This is a genomic window from Scandinavium tedordense (genome assembly GCF_024764965.1).
Classification (GTDB): Bacteria; Pseudomonadota; Gammaproteobacteria; order Enterobacterales; family Enterobacteriaceae; genus Scandinavium; species Scandinavium tedordense.
Genome location: NZ_JALIGG010000057.1, coordinates 167,292 through 186,488 on the forward strand (window position 1 = coordinate 167,292; position 19,197 = coordinate 186,488).

At 57.3% G+C, this 19,197-nt stretch carries 18 protein-coding genes; 10 read left to right on the forward strand and 8 right to left on the reverse strand.

The window, feature by feature from the left end; translation table 11 throughout:
• Positions 1-109: 109 nt before the first annotated feature.
• On the reverse strand, positions 110-1,528 hold the full coding sequence (locus tag MUU46_RS16675; RefSeq protein ID WP_258966098.1) for an MFS transporter: 1,419 nt from the start codon (positions 1,526-1,528) through the stop codon (positions 110-112).
• 108 nt (positions 1,529-1,636) lie between these two features.
• Here MUU46_RS16675 and MUU46_RS16680 point away from each other — a divergent pair, with 108 nt between their 5' ends.
• The 3 genes from MUU46_RS16680 to MUU46_RS16690 all read left to right on the forward strand — a co-directional run bounded on the left by MUU46_RS16680 (position 1,637) and on the right by MUU46_RS16690 (position 3,362).
• Positions 1,637-2,506, forward strand: coding sequence for a helix-turn-helix transcriptional regulator (locus MUU46_RS16680; protein WP_258966099.1), 870 nt, complete (start codon positions 1,637-1,639; stop codon positions 2,504-2,506).
• Between the two features lie 258 nt (positions 2,507-2,764).
• A complete protein-coding gene (locus MUU46_RS16685) occupies positions 2,765-3,094 on the forward strand; it encodes a type II toxin-antitoxin system RelE/ParE family toxin (RefSeq protein ID WP_159754696.1) in 330 nt (109 codons plus the stop codon).
• Positions 3,075-3,362 carry a helix-turn-helix domain-containing protein gene (locus tag MUU46_RS16690; protein WP_159754693.1) on the forward strand — a complete coding sequence of 96 codons (288 nt, stop codon included), beginning with the start codon at positions 3,075-3,077 and terminating at the stop codon, positions 3,360-3,362. Before MUU46_RS16685 ends, MUU46_RS16690 begins: the two co-directional genes overlap by 20 nt.
• Before the next feature lie 37 nt (positions 3,363-3,399).
• Here the strand turns inward: MUU46_RS16690 and nfsB are convergent, their stop codons facing one another.
• The 3 genes from nfsB to MUU46_RS16705 all read right to left on the reverse strand — a co-directional run bounded on the left by nfsB (position 3,400) and on the right by MUU46_RS16705 (position 5,120).
• On the reverse strand, positions 3,400-4,053 hold the full coding sequence (nfsB, locus tag MUU46_RS16695) for an oxygen-insensitive NAD(P)H nitroreductase (protein ID WP_258966100.1): 654 nt from the start codon (positions 4,051-4,053) through the stop codon (positions 3,400-3,402).
• Positions 4,054-4,173: 120 nt separating this feature from the next.
• Positions 4,174-4,542, reverse strand: coding sequence for an MmcQ/YjbR family DNA-binding protein (locus MUU46_RS16700; RefSeq protein ID WP_159754687.1), 369 nt, complete (start codon positions 4,540-4,542; stop codon positions 4,174-4,176).
• Positions 4,539-5,120 carry a TetR/AcrR family transcriptional regulator gene (locus tag MUU46_RS16705; RefSeq protein WP_159754684.1) on the reverse strand — a complete coding sequence of 194 codons (582 nt, stop codon included), beginning with the start codon at positions 5,118-5,120 and terminating at the stop codon, positions 4,539-4,541. Before MUU46_RS16705 ends, MUU46_RS16700 begins: the two co-directional genes overlap by 4 nt.
• 193 nt (positions 5,121-5,313) lie before the next feature.
• On the opposite strand from MUU46_RS16705, the gene MUU46_RS16710 reads away from it, so the two are divergent.
• From MUU46_RS16710 to MUU46_RS16720, 3 genes are all read left to right on the forward strand, one after another.
• On the forward strand, positions 5,314-6,414 hold the full coding sequence (locus MUU46_RS16710) for an MBL fold metallo-hydrolase (RefSeq protein ID WP_258966101.1): 1,101 nt from the start codon (positions 5,314-5,316) through the stop codon (positions 6,412-6,414).
• A gap of 32 nt (positions 6,415-6,446) precedes the next feature.
• Entirely contained in the window at positions 6,447-6,788 is a 342-nt protein-coding gene (locus MUU46_RS16715; RefSeq protein WP_159754679.1) for a RamA family antibiotic efflux transcriptional regulator, read from the forward strand.
• Positions 6,789-6,946: 158 nt separating this feature from the next.
• Positions 6,947-8,512, forward strand: a complete 1,566-nt coding sequence (locus MUU46_RS16720) for an alpha/beta hydrolase (protein WP_258966102.1) — start codon at positions 6,947-6,949, stop codon at positions 8,510-8,512.
• Here the strand turns inward: MUU46_RS16720 and MUU46_RS16725 are convergent.
• Both MUU46_RS16725 and MUU46_RS16730 read right to left on the reverse strand, forming a co-directional pair.
• Complete coding sequence (locus MUU46_RS16725; RefSeq protein ID WP_159754673.1) at positions 8,498-8,746, reverse strand: DUF1158 domain-containing protein; 249 nt, start codon at positions 8,744-8,746, stop codon at positions 8,498-8,500. The genes MUU46_RS16720 and MUU46_RS16725 overlap by 15 nt on opposite strands.
• Positions 8,747-8,826: 80 nt before the next feature.
• Positions 8,827-9,942, reverse strand: a complete 1,116-nt coding sequence (locus MUU46_RS16730; RefSeq protein WP_258966103.1) for a YbdK family carboxylate-amine ligase — start codon at positions 9,940-9,942, stop codon at positions 8,827-8,829.
• 172 nt (positions 9,943-10,114) lie between these two features.
• On the opposite strand from MUU46_RS16730, the gene MUU46_RS16735 reads away from it, so the two are divergent.
• The gene (locus MUU46_RS16735) at positions 10,115-10,816 is read left to right on the forward strand and encodes a GNAT family N-acetyltransferase (RefSeq protein WP_159754667.1); all 702 of its coding nucleotides are present in this window, start codon (positions 10,115-10,117) and stop codon (positions 10,814-10,816) included.
• Here MUU46_RS16735 and entD read toward each other — a convergent pair.
• Together entD and MUU46_RS16745 are read right to left on the reverse strand one after the other, a co-directional pair.
• Complete coding sequence (gene entD, locus MUU46_RS16740) at positions 10,787-11,449, reverse strand: enterobactin synthase subunit EntD (RefSeq protein ID WP_258966104.1); 663 nt, start codon at positions 11,447-11,449, stop codon at positions 10,787-10,789. The two genes, MUU46_RS16735 and entD, sit on opposite strands and share 30 nt — an antisense overlap.
• Positions 11,450-11,487: 38 nt before the next feature.
• Positions 11,488-13,713 (reverse strand): TonB-dependent siderophore receptor, encoded by a 2,226-nt coding sequence (locus MUU46_RS16745; protein ID WP_258966105.1) that lies wholly within the window; start codon positions 13,711-13,713, stop codon positions 11,488-11,490.
• 164 nt (positions 13,714-13,877) lie between these two features.
• Between MUU46_RS16745 and fes the strand changes: the two genes are divergently transcribed.
• From fes to entF, 3 genes are read left to right on the forward strand one after another with little or no spacing between them, the layout of a single operon-like run.
• Positions 13,878-15,083: an enterochelin esterase gene (gene fes / locus MUU46_RS16750; protein ID WP_258966106.1), complete on the forward strand. Its 1,206-nt coding sequence runs from the start codon at positions 13,878-13,880 to the stop codon at positions 15,081-15,083.
• A 26-nt stretch (positions 15,084-15,109) separates the two neighbouring features.
• Positions 15,110-15,325 (forward strand): MbtH family protein, encoded by a 216-nt coding sequence (locus tag MUU46_RS16755; RefSeq protein WP_110511116.1) that lies wholly within the window; start codon positions 15,110-15,112, stop codon positions 15,323-15,325.
• Positions 15,318-19,184, forward strand: coding sequence for an enterobactin non-ribosomal peptide synthetase EntF (gene entF / locus MUU46_RS16760; RefSeq protein ID WP_258966107.1), 3,867 nt, complete (start codon positions 15,318-15,320; stop codon positions 19,182-19,184). Before MUU46_RS16755 ends, entF begins: the two co-directional genes overlap by 8 nt.
• Positions 19,185-19,197: the final 13 nt, after the last annotated feature.

The window sequence follows — 19,197 nt, forward strand, 5'->3', positions numbered from 1 at the left end:
ATTCTGCCCTTCATCCTTCACGCCGCAAACGCACCTGCAACTCGAATTATTAAGGGCATCTGAAAAGTCATAATGACCGCTGACAGAAAGAGATGCAAATCAGGCGGGATTATATTGACGGCAGCGGACTGCGATTTAAATGACGACGGTAGCTCAGCACCAGCGCGGCGAGGACCAGCATCATCACCACTTCCAGCGCCAGGAAACCGACAATGGCGGCGGTGTAATCGCCCTGTGACGCCAGCGCCAGAAACACGCTGCCTAATACCGCGGGCCCGAGTCCCAGCGTCGACTGCTGCAATGTGCTGAGAATGGCGCTGCCGGCTCCCGCATCGCGGGCGTCAATATCACGCATCCCAATCCGGTAAAAGCTATTCACAATCAACGCCTGACCGTAGCCGACCAGCGCAGTAGCCGGGGCCAGCGTTAGCGCGTAGGTGTGCATACCGAAATACCAGAAGGTAAACATCAGCAACAGCAGGCCGCTAATTTGCACCGTCAGCCCGGTGAGCAGAATGCGTCCCATGCTGTAGCGAGCAATCAGTTTCGGGGCGTACAGCGCAGAAATAAAATAGGCGATACCGAGCGCGATAAAGCTGTTCCCCGACTGCCACGGCGCCATGCCAAGACCCGACTGCATGGTCAGCGCCATACAAAACATAAAGCCGGACCAGGCGCTGAAGAACAGCAGGGCGATAAGCACGCCAAAGCGGATGCTCGGCAGTTTCAACAGCCGTGGCGGCAGGAGAGGCGTTTGCCCGCGCTGCTCTTTTTCCCGCGCGCTGGCGCGCATCAGCCAGACCAATGGCACCAGCGCCAGCAGCAGCAGCTTCAGCGCCCACGGCCAGTGCAGCTCCATGCCGAGCGCCATCGGGAACAGCAGGCAGCAAAGGATCGCCGCCAGATACAGCGTGCCAGGCCAGTCGATGCCCGACGGCGTTTCGCTGCGGGTTTCGGGCACATAACGATAACTAAAAGCCAGTACCAGCAGGCAAATCGGTACATTAATGAAGAAGGCGTTACGCCAGCCCAGCCCGGCGAAATCCGCCGACACCAGCCAGCCGCCACCCATTTGCCCGACGATAAACGCAATTCCGCCGATGCCGCCGTATAGGCTAATCGCCCGGGCATGGGCGGAGCCTTTCAGTGTGACGTGCAGGGTGGCGAGGATTTGCGGCACGATCAGCGCCGCCCCCGCGCCCTGCAACACGCGAGCCGCCAGCAGCGAATGAATCGAGTTCGCCATGCCGCACAGCAGGGAGGCCAGGCCAAACAGCGCCACGCCCCACATAAACAGGCGTCGACGACCGTAGTTATCGCCAAGCTTGCTGCCCATCGCCAGGCACACGGCGAAGGCCACGCCATACAGCGCCACAATCAGCTCTAGCTGAGTCGGGCTGGTGTGCAGCGAGTGGGTGATGGAATCCAGCGCCACGTTGGTGATGGACGTATCAATCAGCGGTAACATCTGCCCGGTTAAGAGCAACAACAGACCGGCGCGACCGGGTGAAACAGCAGACGTTTTCATGGGATTCTCCATTGCGTCATTCAGGGATCGGACGTAGCATCGCTGAATAAATAAACGGGTACCAGTTCTTACTTATACTGGTATTGGCACTACCCTGCTGGAGGTGACATGTCACTTATTACACAGCCTGAACGCGTTGCCACGCGCTATGACGACAACCGTAAACAGCTCGGCGCATTCTTACGTTCACGGCGAGAAAGTCTGGATCCACAGCGGCTCGGATTGCCCCGCAGTGGAAGACGGCGCACGCCGGGTCTGCGACGGGAAGAAGTGGCGATGCTGGCAGACGTCGGCGTGACCTGGTACACGTGGCTGGAGCAGGGCAGGGAAGTGAATCCGTCAGTGGTTGTGATGCAGGCGGTGGCGCAGGCGTTGCAGTGCAGCGCGCTGGAAACGCGCCATCTGTTTGTACTGGCCGGGCTGGCTCCGCTGGAATCGTTACAGGTGCCGAAATGTGAAGGCATCAGCCCCGGTACACGCCGAATGCTCGACAGCCTGATGCCACAGCCTGCCAGCATCCAGACACCCGGTTTTGATATCGTGGCGTGGAACGACAGCTTTTGCCGCATGATGGGGGTCGATTTCGCGACGATACCGGAGGAAGATCGCAACTGCATCTATCTTTATCTCACCAATGACCACTGGCGCAGTCGCCTGGCGAACCCGGATGTGCTGCCGATGTTTGTGTCCTATTTTCGTGCTGCAATGGTTGAACATCGTGGGGAGGCGGAGTGGGAAAACAAGCTGGCGCGGTTCTTCGCGGCCTCGGCGGAATTCGAAGCCCTGTGGCATCAGCGCTACGAAGTGCGCGGCGTCGAGAATCAAATCAAACGGTTTAACCACCCTGAACTCGGTGCGTTTAGCCTGCAACAGATGTACTGGTATTCCGCGCCGCGCAACGGTTCGCGTCTGCTGGTCTATTTACCGGTAGACGAAGAAGGTGAGAAAGCGCTGGCGTGGTTTGCACAGCAGGGCTGAGTCGCAATAACCCGATGACAATCGAAGGAAAGAGATGAACGTCGCCCGCAAACAGGCACGCTGCATATGGTGACGTTCGACTTACAAAGTAATTTCCCCAGAAACCCCCGTGTAAACGTTTTTTCTCGAGCGTGTTTCACGTTCTGTTCACCCGTTGTGACTTCGTTTGTCCGATACGCTACGTTTCGGGCACGGGGCTGCATTTAGCCTTTAATGCAATTTGCCTTATATGCTAATCTCTTCGGGAGAAAGAACAGGATGTTCATATTAGATATGCACGGTGCAGTACGTGATGAACTTGTTGCGTTGCCGCCCAGTGTACAGGGCAAAATAATACGCCAACTGGACAAGCTACGTCAGAATCCAACGGCGCTGCGAGAGCCGGATACTAAGCCTTTGGGTAACGGCCTGTTTGAGATCCGTACGGTGGGCTTTTTTCACATCCGTGGAATTTATGTGTATCGCCATGGCAGAACTATCTGGCTGCTGCGCGTGTTTGTGAAAAAGACGCAAAAAACACCTGTAGCGGAACTGTCGCTGGCGATGAAACGGTTAAAGGAGATGCAGGATGAGCAAGAAAATCATTAACTGGGACGATGTGCGAGCAGAGATGCTGGCGCTGCCAGGCGTGCAGGTGGCTTACGATGCAGAACTCCGTCAGGAAAGATTGCGCGAAATGCTGGCGCAATGGCGGGCACACGCGGGCTTAACCCGTTCTCAGGTCGCCCAGCGCATGGGCGTTAGCGCGCCGACAGTATCGCGAATGGAAGCTAATGTGACACGCGCCAGTCTGGATACCCTGACGCGGTACGCGTTGGCCTGCGGCGTGGAATCACCGCTGATCCAGCTTTACTGAAAATGCCCGGTCGCAGTACACAGACCGGGCTGTAACCTTAAATCTCAGTCAGCGTTGTGCTCTGCGGCAGACGAGATTTCGGCAGCGCGGCGTTGAAATCTTCCACGCTGTGACGGCCAACCGGCACCACCACCACGCTGGTGAAGCCTTTCTCGGTCAGGCCAAACTCTTTGTCCATCACCGCCGCATCAAAACCTTCAATTGGTACGGCATCGAGACCCATTGCCGCTACGCCGAGCAAGAAGTTACCGACGTTCAGGTAAACCTGTTTCTGCATCCAGTGTGCATCATCTTTCAGCTCTTTGCGGTGCAAATCGGCAAAGAACACGCGGCCTTTTTGGTTGCCTGCTTTTGCTTCCGGGGTCGCAAAACGGCCGTCAATTTCTTCCTGATCGACCACTTTTTCTAGCCATGCATCGTCCATCGCCGTTTTGGCGCAGAATACCACCACGTGGGATGCATTCAGCATTTTGCTTTCGTTGAACACGAAACCACCGGCGGCAGATTTCGCGACGCGCGCTTTGCCTTCGTCGGTGCTGGCAACGATAAAGTGCCACGGCTGAGAGTTGGTGCTGGAGGGACTGTACTGCAACAGGGTTTTCAGGTTTTCGGCCTGTTCATCGCTCAGCTTCATGCTTGCGTCGAAGGCTTTGGTTGAATGGCGTTTTAACGCAACAGAAATAATGTCCATGATGACTCCCCTTCAAGGATTACAGCGCCTTAAGCGCGTTCAGTGGGAGCAGAGTACAGGGAGTGTCGGCAAATGATAAGTGTCAAAAATGCGATAACACTTATCGTTTGCGCCAGAAAATCACTGCGGGCGCAGGTGTTTCTGAGCGCGCTTCGGCAGTTTATCGACCACCTTGTGCCAGGAGTCGGTGATTAAATCCTCCACCAGTTCGGGGCTGATGTCGTCACCGCCGTAAACGGTTATCCAGTGCTTTTTGTTCATGTGATAACCCGGCTCAATGCTTTTATAAATTTCCTGATGCAGCAGGGCTTTCTGCGGGTCGGCTTTCAGATTGATAAGTGGTTTTCCGCGCAGGGTCATGGCGATCATGAAGATTTTACCGCCGACGCGATACACATCATATTCCGGGCCAAATGGCCAGCTTTGTTCGGTGAAGGGCAGTTCCAGCGCAAACTGGTGCGCGTGTTTGACTAATGCGTCGCCATTCATGCGGTGGTTTCTTCGGCCAGTGCCAGCCACATGGCTTCAAATCCGAGGGCGGTTAAATCGTTTGCGCGCTCAGGTTCATGGCTGGCAAATTCGATGGTGGTTTCGGCGAGCGATAAAAACAGCGCGTCACCAAAGGCCTGAAAGGCGGTAGTGAGGAAGATATTGCGCACCGAACGCTGACACAGTTTGTGCAGGTCCGGGAACATGTCGGTGACCTGCTGCTTGGTTTCTGCGGTGATTTTTTCGCTGACAGCCATACGGCGAATCGCTTTATGGCCGACAGGATTACGTACGCCCCAGGAAATGTAGCTGTTCCAGATGCAGCGCGTGAAATCTTTCGGCGTGACGGCATCGGTAATGCCCGTCAGCATGGTCTCACACAGCGAGCTTTTCAGATGCAGGTAAAGGGTGTTGAGCAGGTCGTCTTTGGTGGCGAAATAACGAAACAGCGTTCCCTCGGCAACCCCCGCATTGCGGGCGATCAGGGCCGTTGAGGCGGCGATACCTTGCTGAGCAATAGCGGCCGTCGCGGCTTCCAGTAACGCTTGTTTTTTGTCTTCACTCTTAGGACGAGCCACTACACCTTACCTCTCAGGTTAGAAAAGACACCGATTGAAACATGCCCCTGACAGCACTTCAATGTTGAATGTCAAAAATTGAAAATCGGCTTGACGACTTTCGCGTCCTTCCTATAATGAGTGCTTACTCACTCATAATCAAGTTTTCTCCTAATTGTCTCCAGCCGGATGGAGCGTGTCATCGGGCCAGGATATGCAGCGTCCTCTTTTAAGTGTGGTTGTCATTATGTTAATTGCCAGTGCAGCGAGTTTACCGTTCGTGTTGAATGCCGGTTTCGGCAAGGCGCCGCAGGGCGCACAGTTGAATGCTGTGGAAAGCTCCGCGCACTATCACGACGGTCAGTTTCATAACCAGCAGCCGACGCCAAGCTGGTCCGGGCAGAAAAGTATGCCGCGCGCAATTTGGGAGTTTCTGACCACTAAACGTCCGAACGCTCGACCAGAGCAGCCATTGCCGATGGTCAAAACCGATCTCGCGAACCTGCCGGTGCAGCAGGATGTGATGATTTGGCTCGGCCATTCGTCCTGGTATTTGCAGCTCGCCGGGAAGCGCATCCTGATTGACCCGGTGTTCAGCAGCTACGCCGCGCCGTTCTCATTCCTCAATAAAGCATTTGAAGGGGAGTACCCGTGGACCGCCGCAGCGATGCCGGACATCGATCTGCTCATCATCTCTCACGACCATTACGATCATCTGGATCACGCCACTATCAAGGCGCTGATGCCGAAGATTAAACGCGTTGTCACCCCGCTGGGCGTCGGATCGCACCTTCGTTACTGGGGAATGGACAGCGCGATCATTACCGAAGCGGACTGGCAGCAACAGGTCGACATCAGCGATGAACTGACCGTGCATGTGCTTCCGGCGCGCCATTTCTCCGGCCGTGGTCTGAAGCGCAATCAGACGTTATGGGGCAGTTTCATGTTCGTAACGCCAGAGCAGAATATTTATTACAGCGGTGACAGCGGCTATGGCCCGCACTTCAAGGCCATCGGCGAGCAGTTTGGTCACGTTGATTTAGCCATTATGGAAAACGGCCAGTACGACCAGGACTGGAAATACATTCATATGCTCCCGGAAGAAACAGCGCAGGCTGCGGTCGACCTGAACGCTCGGGCGGTGTTACCGGGCCATGCAGGGCGATTTGTTCTGGCGAAACATACCTGGGATGACCCGTACAAACAGCTGAGCACCTTCAGCGAAGGGAAAGATTATCGCCTGCTAACGCCGGTTCAGGGTGAGCCAGTGTGGGTTGCCAATCGTGATCAGCAGTTCCGTGCCTGGTGGGAATAACCACCTTACAGTTCAGAAAAGGGGAGGAAGGTATGACGATTTCCGCTCAGGTTATTGACACCATCGTCGAGTGGATTGACGACAACCTGCATCAGCCGCTGCGCATTGACGATATCGCCCGACATGCGGGATATTCGAAATGGCATTTGCAGCGCCTGTTTATGCAGCAAAAAGGGGAAAGCCTTGGCCGCTATATTCGCGAGCGCAAATTGCGGTTAGCGGCACAGGAATTACGCGATACCGATCAGAAGGTGTACGACATTTGCCTGAAGTACGGTTTTGACTCACAGCAGACGTTTACTCGCGTGTTTACGCGCACCTTCAAGCAGCCGCCTGGTGCGTGGCGTAAAGAGAACCAAAGCCGCGCGCATTAGCTGGCCGCGCGTTATTGAATGGGCTTACGATTCAGCACGGTAGGCCCATTCAAGCACATCGACGGCGAGGATTTTATTACCCCTCTTTTATGTAATATTGAAAACCATTCCCATTTGCATTAACGTTGTTTTCCCATTTCTACAGGAAAAAGCACGTAATGAAGATGGCATGGAGAGGTCTGTTGATTGGGCTGAGTACGGTGCCCACCGCGGCGGTGGCCTGCGAGTCGCCTTCCGTTCAGGGAGAGCAAAAGGGAAAATTTGATGCCAGCGGGGAGGTCTGTTTTGAGCTGCCAGAGCTGGGCGAAAACTATGTGCAGGCGACGCTTTCAGGCGTAACGGATGCCCGTTTACTCGACCGTGACAACCGCCGAATCCGCGCGTTGATTGAAGGCGGCCCGGCGGACGGTACGCAAACGCTGCTTTTTTCACTCCCGCCAAACCAAACCACCACGCTCGTGCTGCAGGGTAATGAAGGCGACCGTTGGCATTTTCAGTGGCGCATGAAAGAAACATCGGCAATTCCCAGCGGCGACAAACCGGACCCTGCCAGCCCGCTACTGCAAACCCTGGCGAAACAGCTTGATCGCGGTGCCACGACTGAAGCCTTCTGGCAGGCGCGCCAGCTTGAGGGCACACCGCTGGTGGAGCCGGTCGATTCGCGGCATAAACGGGTGACGTTCCTGTGGCGCGGGGCGCATAAGAATGTGTTCCTGCTCGGATCGCCTGCGGGCGAGCACGATCCACTTTTCCGGCTCGGCAATTCTGACGTCTGGTTTCGCAGCTATGTCGTCCCCACTGACACGCTGATGCAATACCAGTTGGCCCCGGACGTGCCGAAAATCGAGGGTAATCCGCACGAACAGCAGCGGGCGATCCTGGTCAGTGCGCAGGCCGATCCGTTCAATCCTGACAGCCTCAATCCTGCCAGCGATCGCTGGAACCGTTATTCGCTACTGGCGCTGGATCCGGTGCGTTATTGCACCTTACAGCGCATGAAAAAGCCGATTCAGTACGGGCAGCTGACGCGCCATCAGATTGACAGCGATTTTCTCGGCAACACGCGCGAAATCAAAATTTATCGCCCACGCGTATCGCAGCCCGCGCGCTGGACGCTTTTGCTGTTTGACGGTAAGCAGTATCAGGACGATTACCATTTTGCCAACGTGCTCGACGATCTGATTGCGCGGCACGTGCTGCCACCGGTCAACGTGGTGTTTATCGATACGCTGGATAACGCCCGACGCGGAGCAGAGCTGCCGCCGAATCCGCGCTTTGCCGATTTTATGGCGCACGAACTTCTGCCATGGCTGCATCGTAAAGGTTTGAGTCTGCAACGGGATAAAACGGTGCTGGCGGGGTCGAGCTACGGCGGGCTGGCATCGGCGTGGGTGGCGCTGCGTTATCCGAACCTGTTTGGCAATGTGCTAAGCCTGTCCGGTTCGTACTGGTGGGCGCCAAAAGGCGAAGCCACTGACTGGCTGACGCGCCAATATCAGCAGGCGCCGCGCTATCCGATTCGTTTCTGGCTCCAGGCTGGCACGTTTGAAACGCGCGGTCCCGGCGGCGGAAATTACCCGAACACGCGGGAGTTTGAGCAGGTGCTGCGTGACAAAGGGTATCGCGTCAGCTTCCACCCGTCGTCCAGCGGCCATGATTATGCCGCGTGGTGCGAAGCGTTGGTGGAAGGGATGCGTGATTTTACCGGGCTAGTCCGCAAGTGAGAACCAGCGACGCCAGACGAAGCGCAGCAGGAAAAACTCCAGCGCGCCGAGCACCAAAAACCAGATGCAGAACAGGATGGTGTACAGCTGACTGAGATCCATCAGATGGAACACGGACACTAATTTTTGCGCCAATGTCAGCCCCAGGGAAGGGGCGGGCAGCAGCAAACAGGACAAAAAGGCCATCAGCAAAATGCCGCCAGCGGTGACCAGAGATTCAAGCGGATGCTTCATGGTATTGTTAATCAGCAGTTAAAAAAGGACATTGTCCTGGAAACGCCCGCTGACGGCAACCCTGCTGGCCCGGTTCTGGTTCACGCCGCCCAGATTTCACAGTGCCTTTCCACAAGCGATATCAACGAGCCACCGTCGGCGATAAATTCACGCATCCGGTCTGCCTCGCTGTAGCCTTGTTGTACCCTCCGCGCAAGATCGTCAATCGCGCTGCTGGCCTGTAGCGTATCGGCCCACGGCGCGACTTTCTCCAGCAGGCGCTGAATGTCATCGGATATCGTCGACTGTTCCCCCGAATGCACGTCGGTTAGCACCCCCGCCAGCCCGTAACGACAGGCCTGGAAACGATTAAATTTGTACAGCAGGTAATCCTGCGGCATGTGCTTGAATGGCCGTGTTTCCAACAGCCAACTGGAAATGGCCTGAATCAGCCCGGCTATGTTCACCGCGTGTGCCAGGGTCAGCGGCGTGTCCATCACCCGCACTTCAACCGTGCCAAAATGCGGGCTGGGGCGAATATCCCAGTGCAAATCTTTGATGCTGTCGATGAGGCTGGTATAGCTCAGGCGGCGAAACAATCCTTTAAACTCCTGCCAGTTGGCGACCCACGGCATCGGGCCCATGTCCGGGAAAGCCGAAAAAACGTTAAGACGCGACGAGGCGAATTTGCTGTCTGCGCCCTGTAAATAGGGCGATGCGGCGCTGAGGGCAATCAGGTGTGGCACAAAACGCGACAGGCCGTGCAGCAGGTAAATGGCGTCATCCCCGTTGGGACAGCCGACGTGAACATGCTGGCCAAACACCGTCGCCTGCTGAATAAGATAACCGAACTGTTCCAGGGTGCGCAGGTAGCGCTCGTTATCGCACACCTCCTGGCGCTGCCATTTCTGGAACGGATGGGTCCCGCCGCCGCAAATTTGCAGGTGCTGATTCGACGCGGCTTTCAGCACCGTCTGGCGAAGTGCGGAAAACTGGCTGCTGGCCTGGTGGATGTCGTGGCACACGCCGGTGGCAATCTCCAGCATACTCTCGGTGATGTCGTGTTTGACCTCACCTGCCGAAGCCGTCTCGCCAATCTCATCAATCAGCCTCGAAGAGTCCTGACTCAGGTCGAAACCCGGCGGGTTAACAATCTGCATCTCAAGCTCAATGCCGAGGGTGTAGGGATCGGAAATATGAAAGTCAGGTAGTGACATGGCAACGTCCGGCAGTTTTTTTGTCAGTATAGGCGACAAAAAATCAGTTCAGCGAGACGCTCATTCGGAATGACAAAAAACCTGCCCGGCAGCAGGACGCCGCCAGCCAGGGAAGATGCGAAGCCGTAGGGTTAAGTGATATAACCTTGATGAATCATTATTGGGAGGCGGCGTGGCGGAAATCAACGAGTACGGACAATTAGTGGGTGATTCACTGCCTGACTGGCAGGGCGCGGGAATCCTGGAACGTAAACCGTTAACGGGCCGAACCTGTCGACTGGAACCACTGAACGCTGCGCATCATGCCGCCGATTTGTTCGAGGCTTTCGCCCTGGCGGTGGATGAAAGCGACTGGACATGGCTCGGCAGCGAGCGCCCTGCGTCCGTTGCAGCAGCCAATGCCTGGCTACAGGGCAAAGTGGATGATGCTGCGCTAGTGCCATTCGCGGTCATTGATTTACGTAGCGAACGCGCTGCAGGCTTGGTGTGCCTGATGGCAATCGACCACGCCAACGGCACGGTGGAAATCGGTCATGTCAGCTGGTCACTGCGCATGAAGCGCAGCGTCATCAGCACCGAAGTGGTCTGGCTGCTGCTGCGCGAAGCCTTCGCCTGTGGCTATCGCCGTGTGGAATGGAAATGTGATTCCCTGAACACCGCGTCGCGACAGGCTGCGGAGCGCCTCGGCTTCACCTTCGAGGGCCGTGTCCGTCAAAAAATGGTGCGCAAAGGCCGTAACCGCGACAGCGACTGGCTATCAATAATTGACGGCGAATGGCCCGCGATTAATACCGCGCTTCAGGCCTGGCTTGGTGAAAGCAACTTTGATGATAAAGGTCAGCAGCTACGCCGACTGGAGAGTTTTTGGCAGTAGGGTCACGAGCTGATTATTGATCCGCAGCCATGCCAGCCGACAAATTCGCCCCGCCAGCGCGGGGGCAAAGGCGGCGGTCAGCTGCACCGTGATGTGTTGCCCGTTAATCGCCACAACGTGGGCGGCCGTAAAACTGGGGATGTCGTTGGTCGCGAAACTTAACGCCTTATACACGCTCTCTTTGGCGCTAAACGCCAGCGTCAGCGCCAACGGGAAAGGAAGCTCAGAACTTTTCAGCAATTCATGTTCTGCGGACGAAAGAATACTGTCAGCAATCTCGTCACAAATCTCCGTACTACATACCGTTTCCAGATCCACCCCAACCGGTTCCCGTGACACCACCGCCAGCGCAGTCGTGCCGCTATGGCTGATGCCCCCGTACCAGCCGTAGGGCCACAGCGGTTGTCGGTTATCGCCGATAGCCGGGATGTATCGAAGGTCATGTTGCTGTAAGGCATAAAATGCTGCCAGTCGACCCGCCAGATGTTCCGCTTTTCGCTTTTTGCCAGCAGGCGAAAGCTGAGCGTGATGGGGTAGCCACAGTAAATCGGTGTCGGTGAAGGTCGCGGGGTCGAAATCAATCCGGTGAAGCGTATAACCGCTGAGGGAGAAGGTGCTGTGCTCTGTTTTCATCGCGATACCCTCTCCCGCAGGAGAGGGCTGCCTCGTTATCAGAAGTGTGTATTCACGCTCATGTAGTAAGTGCGGCCAGACTCGTTATAGGTCTCTGCACCCGCGCCGTACATATAGCCCGTCGCGCCGCCGGTGGTCTGGGCGTTACCCGCGCGCCAGTGGCGTTTGTCGAACAGGTTATCGATACCCGCGGTGAAGCTTACGTATTTGGTCGCATCCCAGGTGCCGCTCAGGCCAAGAATGCTGTAAGGGCTCACTTCGTTCAGCTCAGTACCGGTCGCCGGTTGGCCTTTGTAGTTGTACTTCTTCGGCTGCTGCTTGCCGTACCAGGTGAAGGTCGACTGCACGGAGAAGTCCTGATACACCTGCCAGCTCAGGGTCGAGTTGAGGGTGTATTCCGGGATGATAGACAGACGATCGCCGGTCTCTTTGTTCTTACTTTGCAGCATGTAGGTGATGTTGTTGGTCCAGTTTACGGTCTCGCTCACCGGGACGTTCAAGGTGCCTTCCAGGCCTTCAACCACGGCTTTTGGTACGTTCTCCCACTTGTAGAGATCGGTCCCGGAACCGTTGGTGTACACCGGTGCATAGCCTGCTTCAATTTTGTCGCGATAGTCGTTACGGAACCAGGTGGCACCCGCCAGCCAGCCATCATGCTTGAATTCCAGACCAATTTCTTTGTTGATGCTGGTTTCCGCTTTCAGGTCTTCATTCCCTTGCAGGTAGCAGCCGCTGGCGCTGGCGTAGCAGCCCTGGCCTTTACTGTAGAGAATGTAGTTCGGGTTGGTCTGGTACAGGCTCGGCGCTTTATAGGCGCGGGCGATCCCCATTTTCAGTGTGAAATCATCCCACAACCCTTGCGACAGGTTCAGGGACGGGCTCCAGTTATCGCCGACAATACTGTGATGATCGAAACGCAGCGCCGGAGTTAACATCGTCGTGTCGGTCACTTCAATGTTGTCTTCCGCGAACAGCGAGAAGATTTCGGCCTGCGAATACGGGCTACGGTTGGTGCTGCTGTAGCCCGGAACGGTGCCGCCCATAAAGGTCTGGGTGTTCGACGCCATATCCTTCATGCGCTGCTGGTTCCACTCGGTGCCCACAGTCAGCGTCTGGTTGAACACGAAGTCGATAGGCAGGTTGATTTCGCTGTGTAGCAGCACATCGTCCAGATCGATATCGACGAATTTATCTGAGTTGAAGATACCTTCCGTGCCGCCCGCAAGGCCTTCACCTTTACGCGAGTTGCGGGTGTGTTCGTACTGCGCCCAGGTGCTGGTGGTGATGCCGTTATCCCAGCCGCCGTTCCAGGTCAGAGAGTAGGTTTGACGGTACAGACGGTTGGTCTCTTTGCCGTAGTTCTCTTTGACGAAATCATTGGTGTTGGTGTTCTGGGTATCACCCGAGTACAGGTTGTTCTGACGGCTATAGCCCGCCTGCAGTTCCAGTGACTGCATCGGCGCAAAGTCCCAACGCAGCACGCCATTGATGTCTTTATTTTCCACCCCTTCGCGCCCGGCGGGCAGGGTGTTCTGGTAAATTCCGGTACGCTCAGACTGATGGCCCTGGTTAATGTCCCAGGCATCGGCCTGAGTTTTATCCAGGTTGCCGTTCAGGCGGAAGCTGAAATCGCCGCCCATCGGGCCGGTCAGGCTGAAGTTGGTGCGCTTCGTGGAGCCTTCATCTTTATGCTCCGGCAGGTTCATGTAAGTGTCCCATGTCCCGTGCCACTCATTGCTGGCTTTCTTAGTGATGATGTTCACCACGCCGCCTGCTGCGCCATTGCCGTAGCGTGCCGCCGCTGGGCCACGAATAACGTCGATACGCTCAATCATCTCTGGCGGAACCCAACTGGTGTCGCCACGGGTATCACGCTCGCCGCGCCAGCCCAGACGAATGGAGTTACGGCTGGTGACAGGCTTACCGTCAATCAGGATCAGGGTATTTTCCGGGCCCATGCCGCGAATATCAATCTGGCGGTTATTCCCGCGCTGGCCGCTGGTGGAGTTACCGGTCAGGTTAACGCCAGGCATGGTACGGATAATTTCGGAAACGTCACGAGCGGGCGGGCGTTTACGGATTTCATCGGCGGTAATGGTTGAAACACCTGGCGCCTGAAGGTTCTGCTGCGCCGCGGTAACCACCATGGTTTCTTCAGCGTCTGCAGTTTTTGCCTTTGCGGTCTCTTCTGCGAATGCTGGTAATGCCACCCCGTAAATACCCAGATTGACCAGTAAGGCCAGAGATTTGAGTTTGTTATTCATTGTGAGCCAACGTCCTGCTGTAAGTGTAAAGCCCCGGCATACTTCTGAGGCTGTAAATGTTCTAAACGCGCGCCAATACGCTATTGCAAATGCAAATAGTTATCAATAATATTATCAATAAATTTTGAGGTGTAACAAAATTCCACACATAACGCGGGGTTGACGTGGCGCAGACGGTAACGACAGGGAGTGCTGCCTGGTGGGAACGCATTGACGGGCCACAATGGCGGCGGGAAGGGGAGTTTTGCCACGTCACGTTTTTCTGGCGCGATCCGGCGGGCAGCGAGCAGCATTCGACTCTCAAGCGGGTGTGGCTTTACATCACCGGCGTGACCGATCATCACCAGAATTCAGTGCCGCAGACGCTGTCCCGTGTGCCGGGCACCGACGTCTGGCAGTGGCACACGCGGCTACCTGCCAGCTGGCGCGGCAGCTACTGTTTTATTCCTTCCGAACGTGACGATGATTTCGATGCAGCGCTGTTTAACGGCGACGCGCCAAATCGCATTTTGTTGCGCGAAGGCTGGCGAAAATTGTTGCCGCAGGCGATGGCCGATCCGCGCAATAAGCACAGCTGGCGCGGTGGACGCGGGCATGCGGTATCGGCATTGTCACTGCCCGATGCCCCTGAACAGCCAGGCTGGGACCGCCCTGACGAACCGTACACGCCGCCGGTGTGTATTCAATGGCGCAGTCAGCGTCTTGGGAACGTCCGCCGGGTGTGGATTTACACCACCGGAAAACCGTCGCAGCATGCGCGGCCGCTGGCGATTTTGCTTGATGGTCAATTCTGGGCTGAAAGTATGCCGGTGTGGTCTCCGCTCGCCCGACTGACCAGCGAAGGGCAGCTTCCCGCAGCGGTGTACGTGCTGGTGGATGCCATCGACACCGCCCATCGCAGCGCGGAAATGCCGTGCAACACCGATTTCTGGCAGGCGTTACAGGCAGAATTACTGCCACAGATTCAGCGCATCGCGCCGTTCAGCGAGCAGCCGGAACGCACGCTTGTCGCCGGGCAAAGCTTCGGCGGACTGGCAGCCATGTTCGCCGGGCTCAGTTGGCCGCGGCGTTTTGGCTGCGTGCTGAGCCAGTCCGGCTCCTACTGGTGGCCGAAACGTGGCGATCGCCATGGCGGCGTTATTCTTGAAAAACTTTCTCGCGGTGAATTTTCAGCGCAAGGCCTGCGCATCTGGCTTGAAGCCGGACGTCGCGAGCCGGTCATCTTTGAGGCCAATCAGGCCCTCTTACAACAACTACAACAGCAGCCGGTTTTCTGGCGTCAGGTTGACGGCGGACACGATGCGCTGTGTTGGCGTGGCGGGCTTACTGCGGGGCTGATTGCGCTCTGGCAGCCGCTGGTCGATGCATAAAGCGCGCTTTACGACAGGAGTTTGGTATGCAAATCAGTAACCCTTTCGATGATGCGCAAGGGCAGTTTTATATCCTGCAAAATTCTCGCCAGCAGTACAGCCTTTGGCCGCAGCAGTGCGCCCTCCCGGCGGGCTGGGAAATCGTCTGTGAACCGCAAAGCGCCGAGGTCTGCAACGCCTGGCTGGCGGCGCGCTGGACCACGCTGAACCCTGCCCATTTTGCCGGAGGTCGCCATGACTGAACGGTTACCGCTGGTTGCGGCCCAGCCCGGGATTTGGATGGCGGAACAGCTCTCCACGCTGCCAAATGCCTGGAGCGTCGCCCATTACGTTGAACTCGACGGCGCGATTGACGCGTCACTGTTACAGCAGGCCATAACGATGGGGCTGGCGCAGGCCGATACTCTGCGTATGTGCTTCACCGAAGAAAATGGTGAACCGTGGCAAAGGGTGGATGACGCGCTCACGCCGGGTGTTTCAGCGGTGCAGGATTTACGTCATGAAGCCGACGCGCACGCCGCCGCACTCGCACACATGCAGGCTGATTTAGCGCAAAACACCCGCGTCGACAGCGGCAACCCGCTGGTGTGTCATCAGCTGTTACGTGTGGCCGACAACCGCTGGTACTGGTATCAGCGATATCACCATTTGCTGGTTGATGGCTTCAGTTTTCCCGCCATCACCCGACAGATCGTACACATATATCGCGCGTTGCTGAAAGGCGAAACGTTGCCGGCATCACCGTTTACGCCCTTTGCGGAAGTGGTCGATGAATATCAGCACTATCGCGACAGCGACGCCTGGACCCGCGACGGTGCTTTCTGGGCTGAGCAGCGCCAGCAGTTGCCGTCTCCGGCCTCGCTATCTGCTGTACCGTTGCCGGGCCGCGCCTCGACCACCGCCATCTGGCGTTTAAAACTCAGTGCCGACAAACAGGCGTTTAGCCGTTTATCGGCTGCCACCGCCAGCCCGCGCACCGATTTAGCCCTTGCGCTGGCGGCGCTGTGGTTGGGCCGACTGTGTGGCCGTAACGACTACGCGGCGGGCTACATTTTCATGCGCCGTTTAGGTTCGGCGGCGCTCACCGCCACCGGACCGGTGTTGAACGTGCTGCCGCTGGCGGTCACTCTCAAACCGGAAGAAACCCTGTCCGAGTTGGCCAATCGTCTGGGGGCGCAACTGAAAAAAATGCGGCGCCATCAGCGCTATGACGCTGAACAAATCGTACGCGATGCCGGAAAGGTTGCGGGTGACGCCCCCCTGTTTGGCCCCGTTTTTAACGTCAAAGTGTTCGATTATCAGCTTGAGATCGACGGCGTTCACACCACCACGCATACACTCGCCACCGGGCCGGTGAATGACCTGGAATTGGCGCTGTTCCCGGACGAAGAGGGCGGCCTGACCATTGAAGTGCTGGCTAACCAACAGCGCTACGACGAGCTGACGTTACGCCAGCATATGGCGCGATTAAGTGCGATGCTCACACAGTTTGCCGCCAATCCTGCGCTTCGCTGCGGCGACGTGGATTTGGTGTCAGACACGGAATATCAGCGCCTCGAACAGATTAATGAAACCGGTATGATGCTACCGGAAAGCACGCTCAGTGCGCTGGTGGCGGCCCAGGCGGTGAAAACGCCTGACGCGCCCGCGCTGGCAGATGCCCGGCTGCAGTTCAGCTATCGCGAAATGCGCCAGCAGGTGGTCGCCCTGGCGAATCTGCTGCGTGAGCGCGGAGTCAAACCCGGCGACAGCGTGGCGGTGGCGCTGCCCCGTTCGGTCTTTTTGACCCTGGCGCTGCACGGGATCGTGGAAGCGGGCGCGGCCTGGCTGCCGCTCGACACCGGCTATCCGGACGATCGTCTGCACATGATGCTCGAAGATGCGCAGCCGTCATTGCTTATTACGTCTGAGGATCAGCTCAGCCGTTTTCCCGGGATCGACACGCTGTGCTACAGCACGCCGTTGGCCGCGGGGAACGACACACCGCTGGCGTTGTCGCAGCCAGATCACACCGCCTACATTATCTTTACCTCCGGATCGACCGGCCGCCCGAAAGGGGTAATGGTTGGGCAGACGGCGATCGTCAACCGCCTGCTGTGGATGCAGGATCACTATCCGCTGACTGCCGCCGACGTGGTAGCGCAGAAAACGCCGTGCAGTTTTGACGTCTCGGTGTGGGAATTTTGGTGGCCGTTTATCACCGGTGCAAAACTGGTGATGGCCGAGCCGGACGCCCATCGCGATCCGCAGGCGCTGCAACGGTTCTTCGCTGATTTCGGCGTGACCACCACCCACTTTGTCCCGTCGATGCTGGCGGCGTTCGTGGCCTCATTAACGGACGAAAACGTGGCATCGTGCCGCATGTTGAAGCAGGTCTTTTGTAGCGGCGAAGCGCTGCCAACCACGCTGTGCCGCGAATGGGAAGCGCTCACTCATGCGCCGCTGCACAATTTATACGGCCCGACGGAAGCGGCAGTGGACGTCAGTTGGTATCCGGCATTTGGCCCTGAACTGGTGGCGGTCAGCGGCAATAGTGTGCCGATTGGTTTCCCGGTGTGGAATACCGGGTTACGCATTCTCGACGCGCAAATGCGCCCGGTTCCGTTCAGCGTGGCGGGAGATTTATACCTCACCGGCATTCAGCTGGCGCAGGGCTACATGGGGCGTCCGGACCTGACCGCCAGCCGCTTTATCGCCGATCCGTTTGCGCCGGGTGAGCGCATGTATCGCACCGGTGACGTGGCGCGCTGGCTCGATAACGGCGCGGTGGAATATTTGGGCCGCAGCGACGATCAGCTCAAAATTCGCGGGCAACGTATAGAGCTCGGTGAAATTGAGCGCATGATGCTGAGTTTGCCGGGCGTGGCTCAGGCTGTGGCACATGCCTGTGTGTTGAATCAGGCCGCGGCGGTGGGAGGCGATGCGCGTCAACTGGTGGGCTATGTGGTGTCCGATTCCGGGTTGCCGATAGTGTGTGACCTGCTACTGGAAAGTCTGCGTGACAAACTGCCGCCACACATGGTGCCGGTCACGATTATCTCGTTGGCCTCGCTACCGCTGAGCGCCAACGGCAAACTGGACCGTAAAGCCTTGCCGCTGCCGGAACTGACGCAAAAAGCACCGGGGCGTGCGCTGGAAAGCACCACTGAGCACGCGGTGGCTAAAGCGTTCGAAGCGCTGCTGGGCTGTGAGATTGGCGACGTCGATGCTGATTTCTTCGCGCTCGGCGGCCATTCGCTGCTGGCGATGCGTCTGGCGGCGCAGCTCAGCCGAACCTTTGCGCGTCAGGTCACGCCGGGACAGGTGATGGTCGCCTCGACAGTCGGTAAGCTCAGTCATCTGCTGGATTCGGTGAACGATGCGCAGGCTCAGCGTCTGGGTTATGAGGCGATTCTACCGCTGCGTGAAAGCAGTGGGCCAACCCTGTGGTGTTTCCATCCGGCGTCCGGTTTTGCCTGGCAGTTCAGCGTGCTGGCCCGCTGGCTGAGCCCGCACTGGTCGATAACTGGCATTCAATCGCCTCGTCCGGAAGGACCAATGGTCAGCGCAGAAAATCTGGATGCGCTGTGCGAGCACCATCTGACGACACTACTGCAACAGCAGCCGCACGGCCCGTATTATCTGTTCGGCTACTCGCTCGGCGGCACGCTGGCGCAGGGTATTGCGGCGCGTTTACGTCAGCGCGGTGAAGCGGTGGCGTTCCTCGGGTTACTGGATACCTGGCCGCCGGAAACGCAGAACTGGTCGGAAAAGGAAGCCAACGGCCTGGATCCGGAAGTGCTGGCGGAAATTAACCGCGAGCGTGAAGCGTTTCTGGCGGCGCAACAGGGACAAGCGTCCGGTGAATTGTTCAATGCGATTGAAGGCAATTACGCCGATGCGGTGCGCCTGTTAACCACCGCACACAGCGTGACGTTCGACGGCAAAGCGACACTGTTTGTGGCGGAAAAAACGTTGACGCCGGGACAGGACCCGCATCGCGCCTGGGGCCCGTGGGTGAAAGAACTTGAGGTTTATCGCCAGAACTGCGCTCACGTGGACATCATCTCCCCGCAGGCGTTTGAGGCCATCGGCCCGGTGCTGAGGGAAATATTGGGGTAGGCTGAAACGGCGG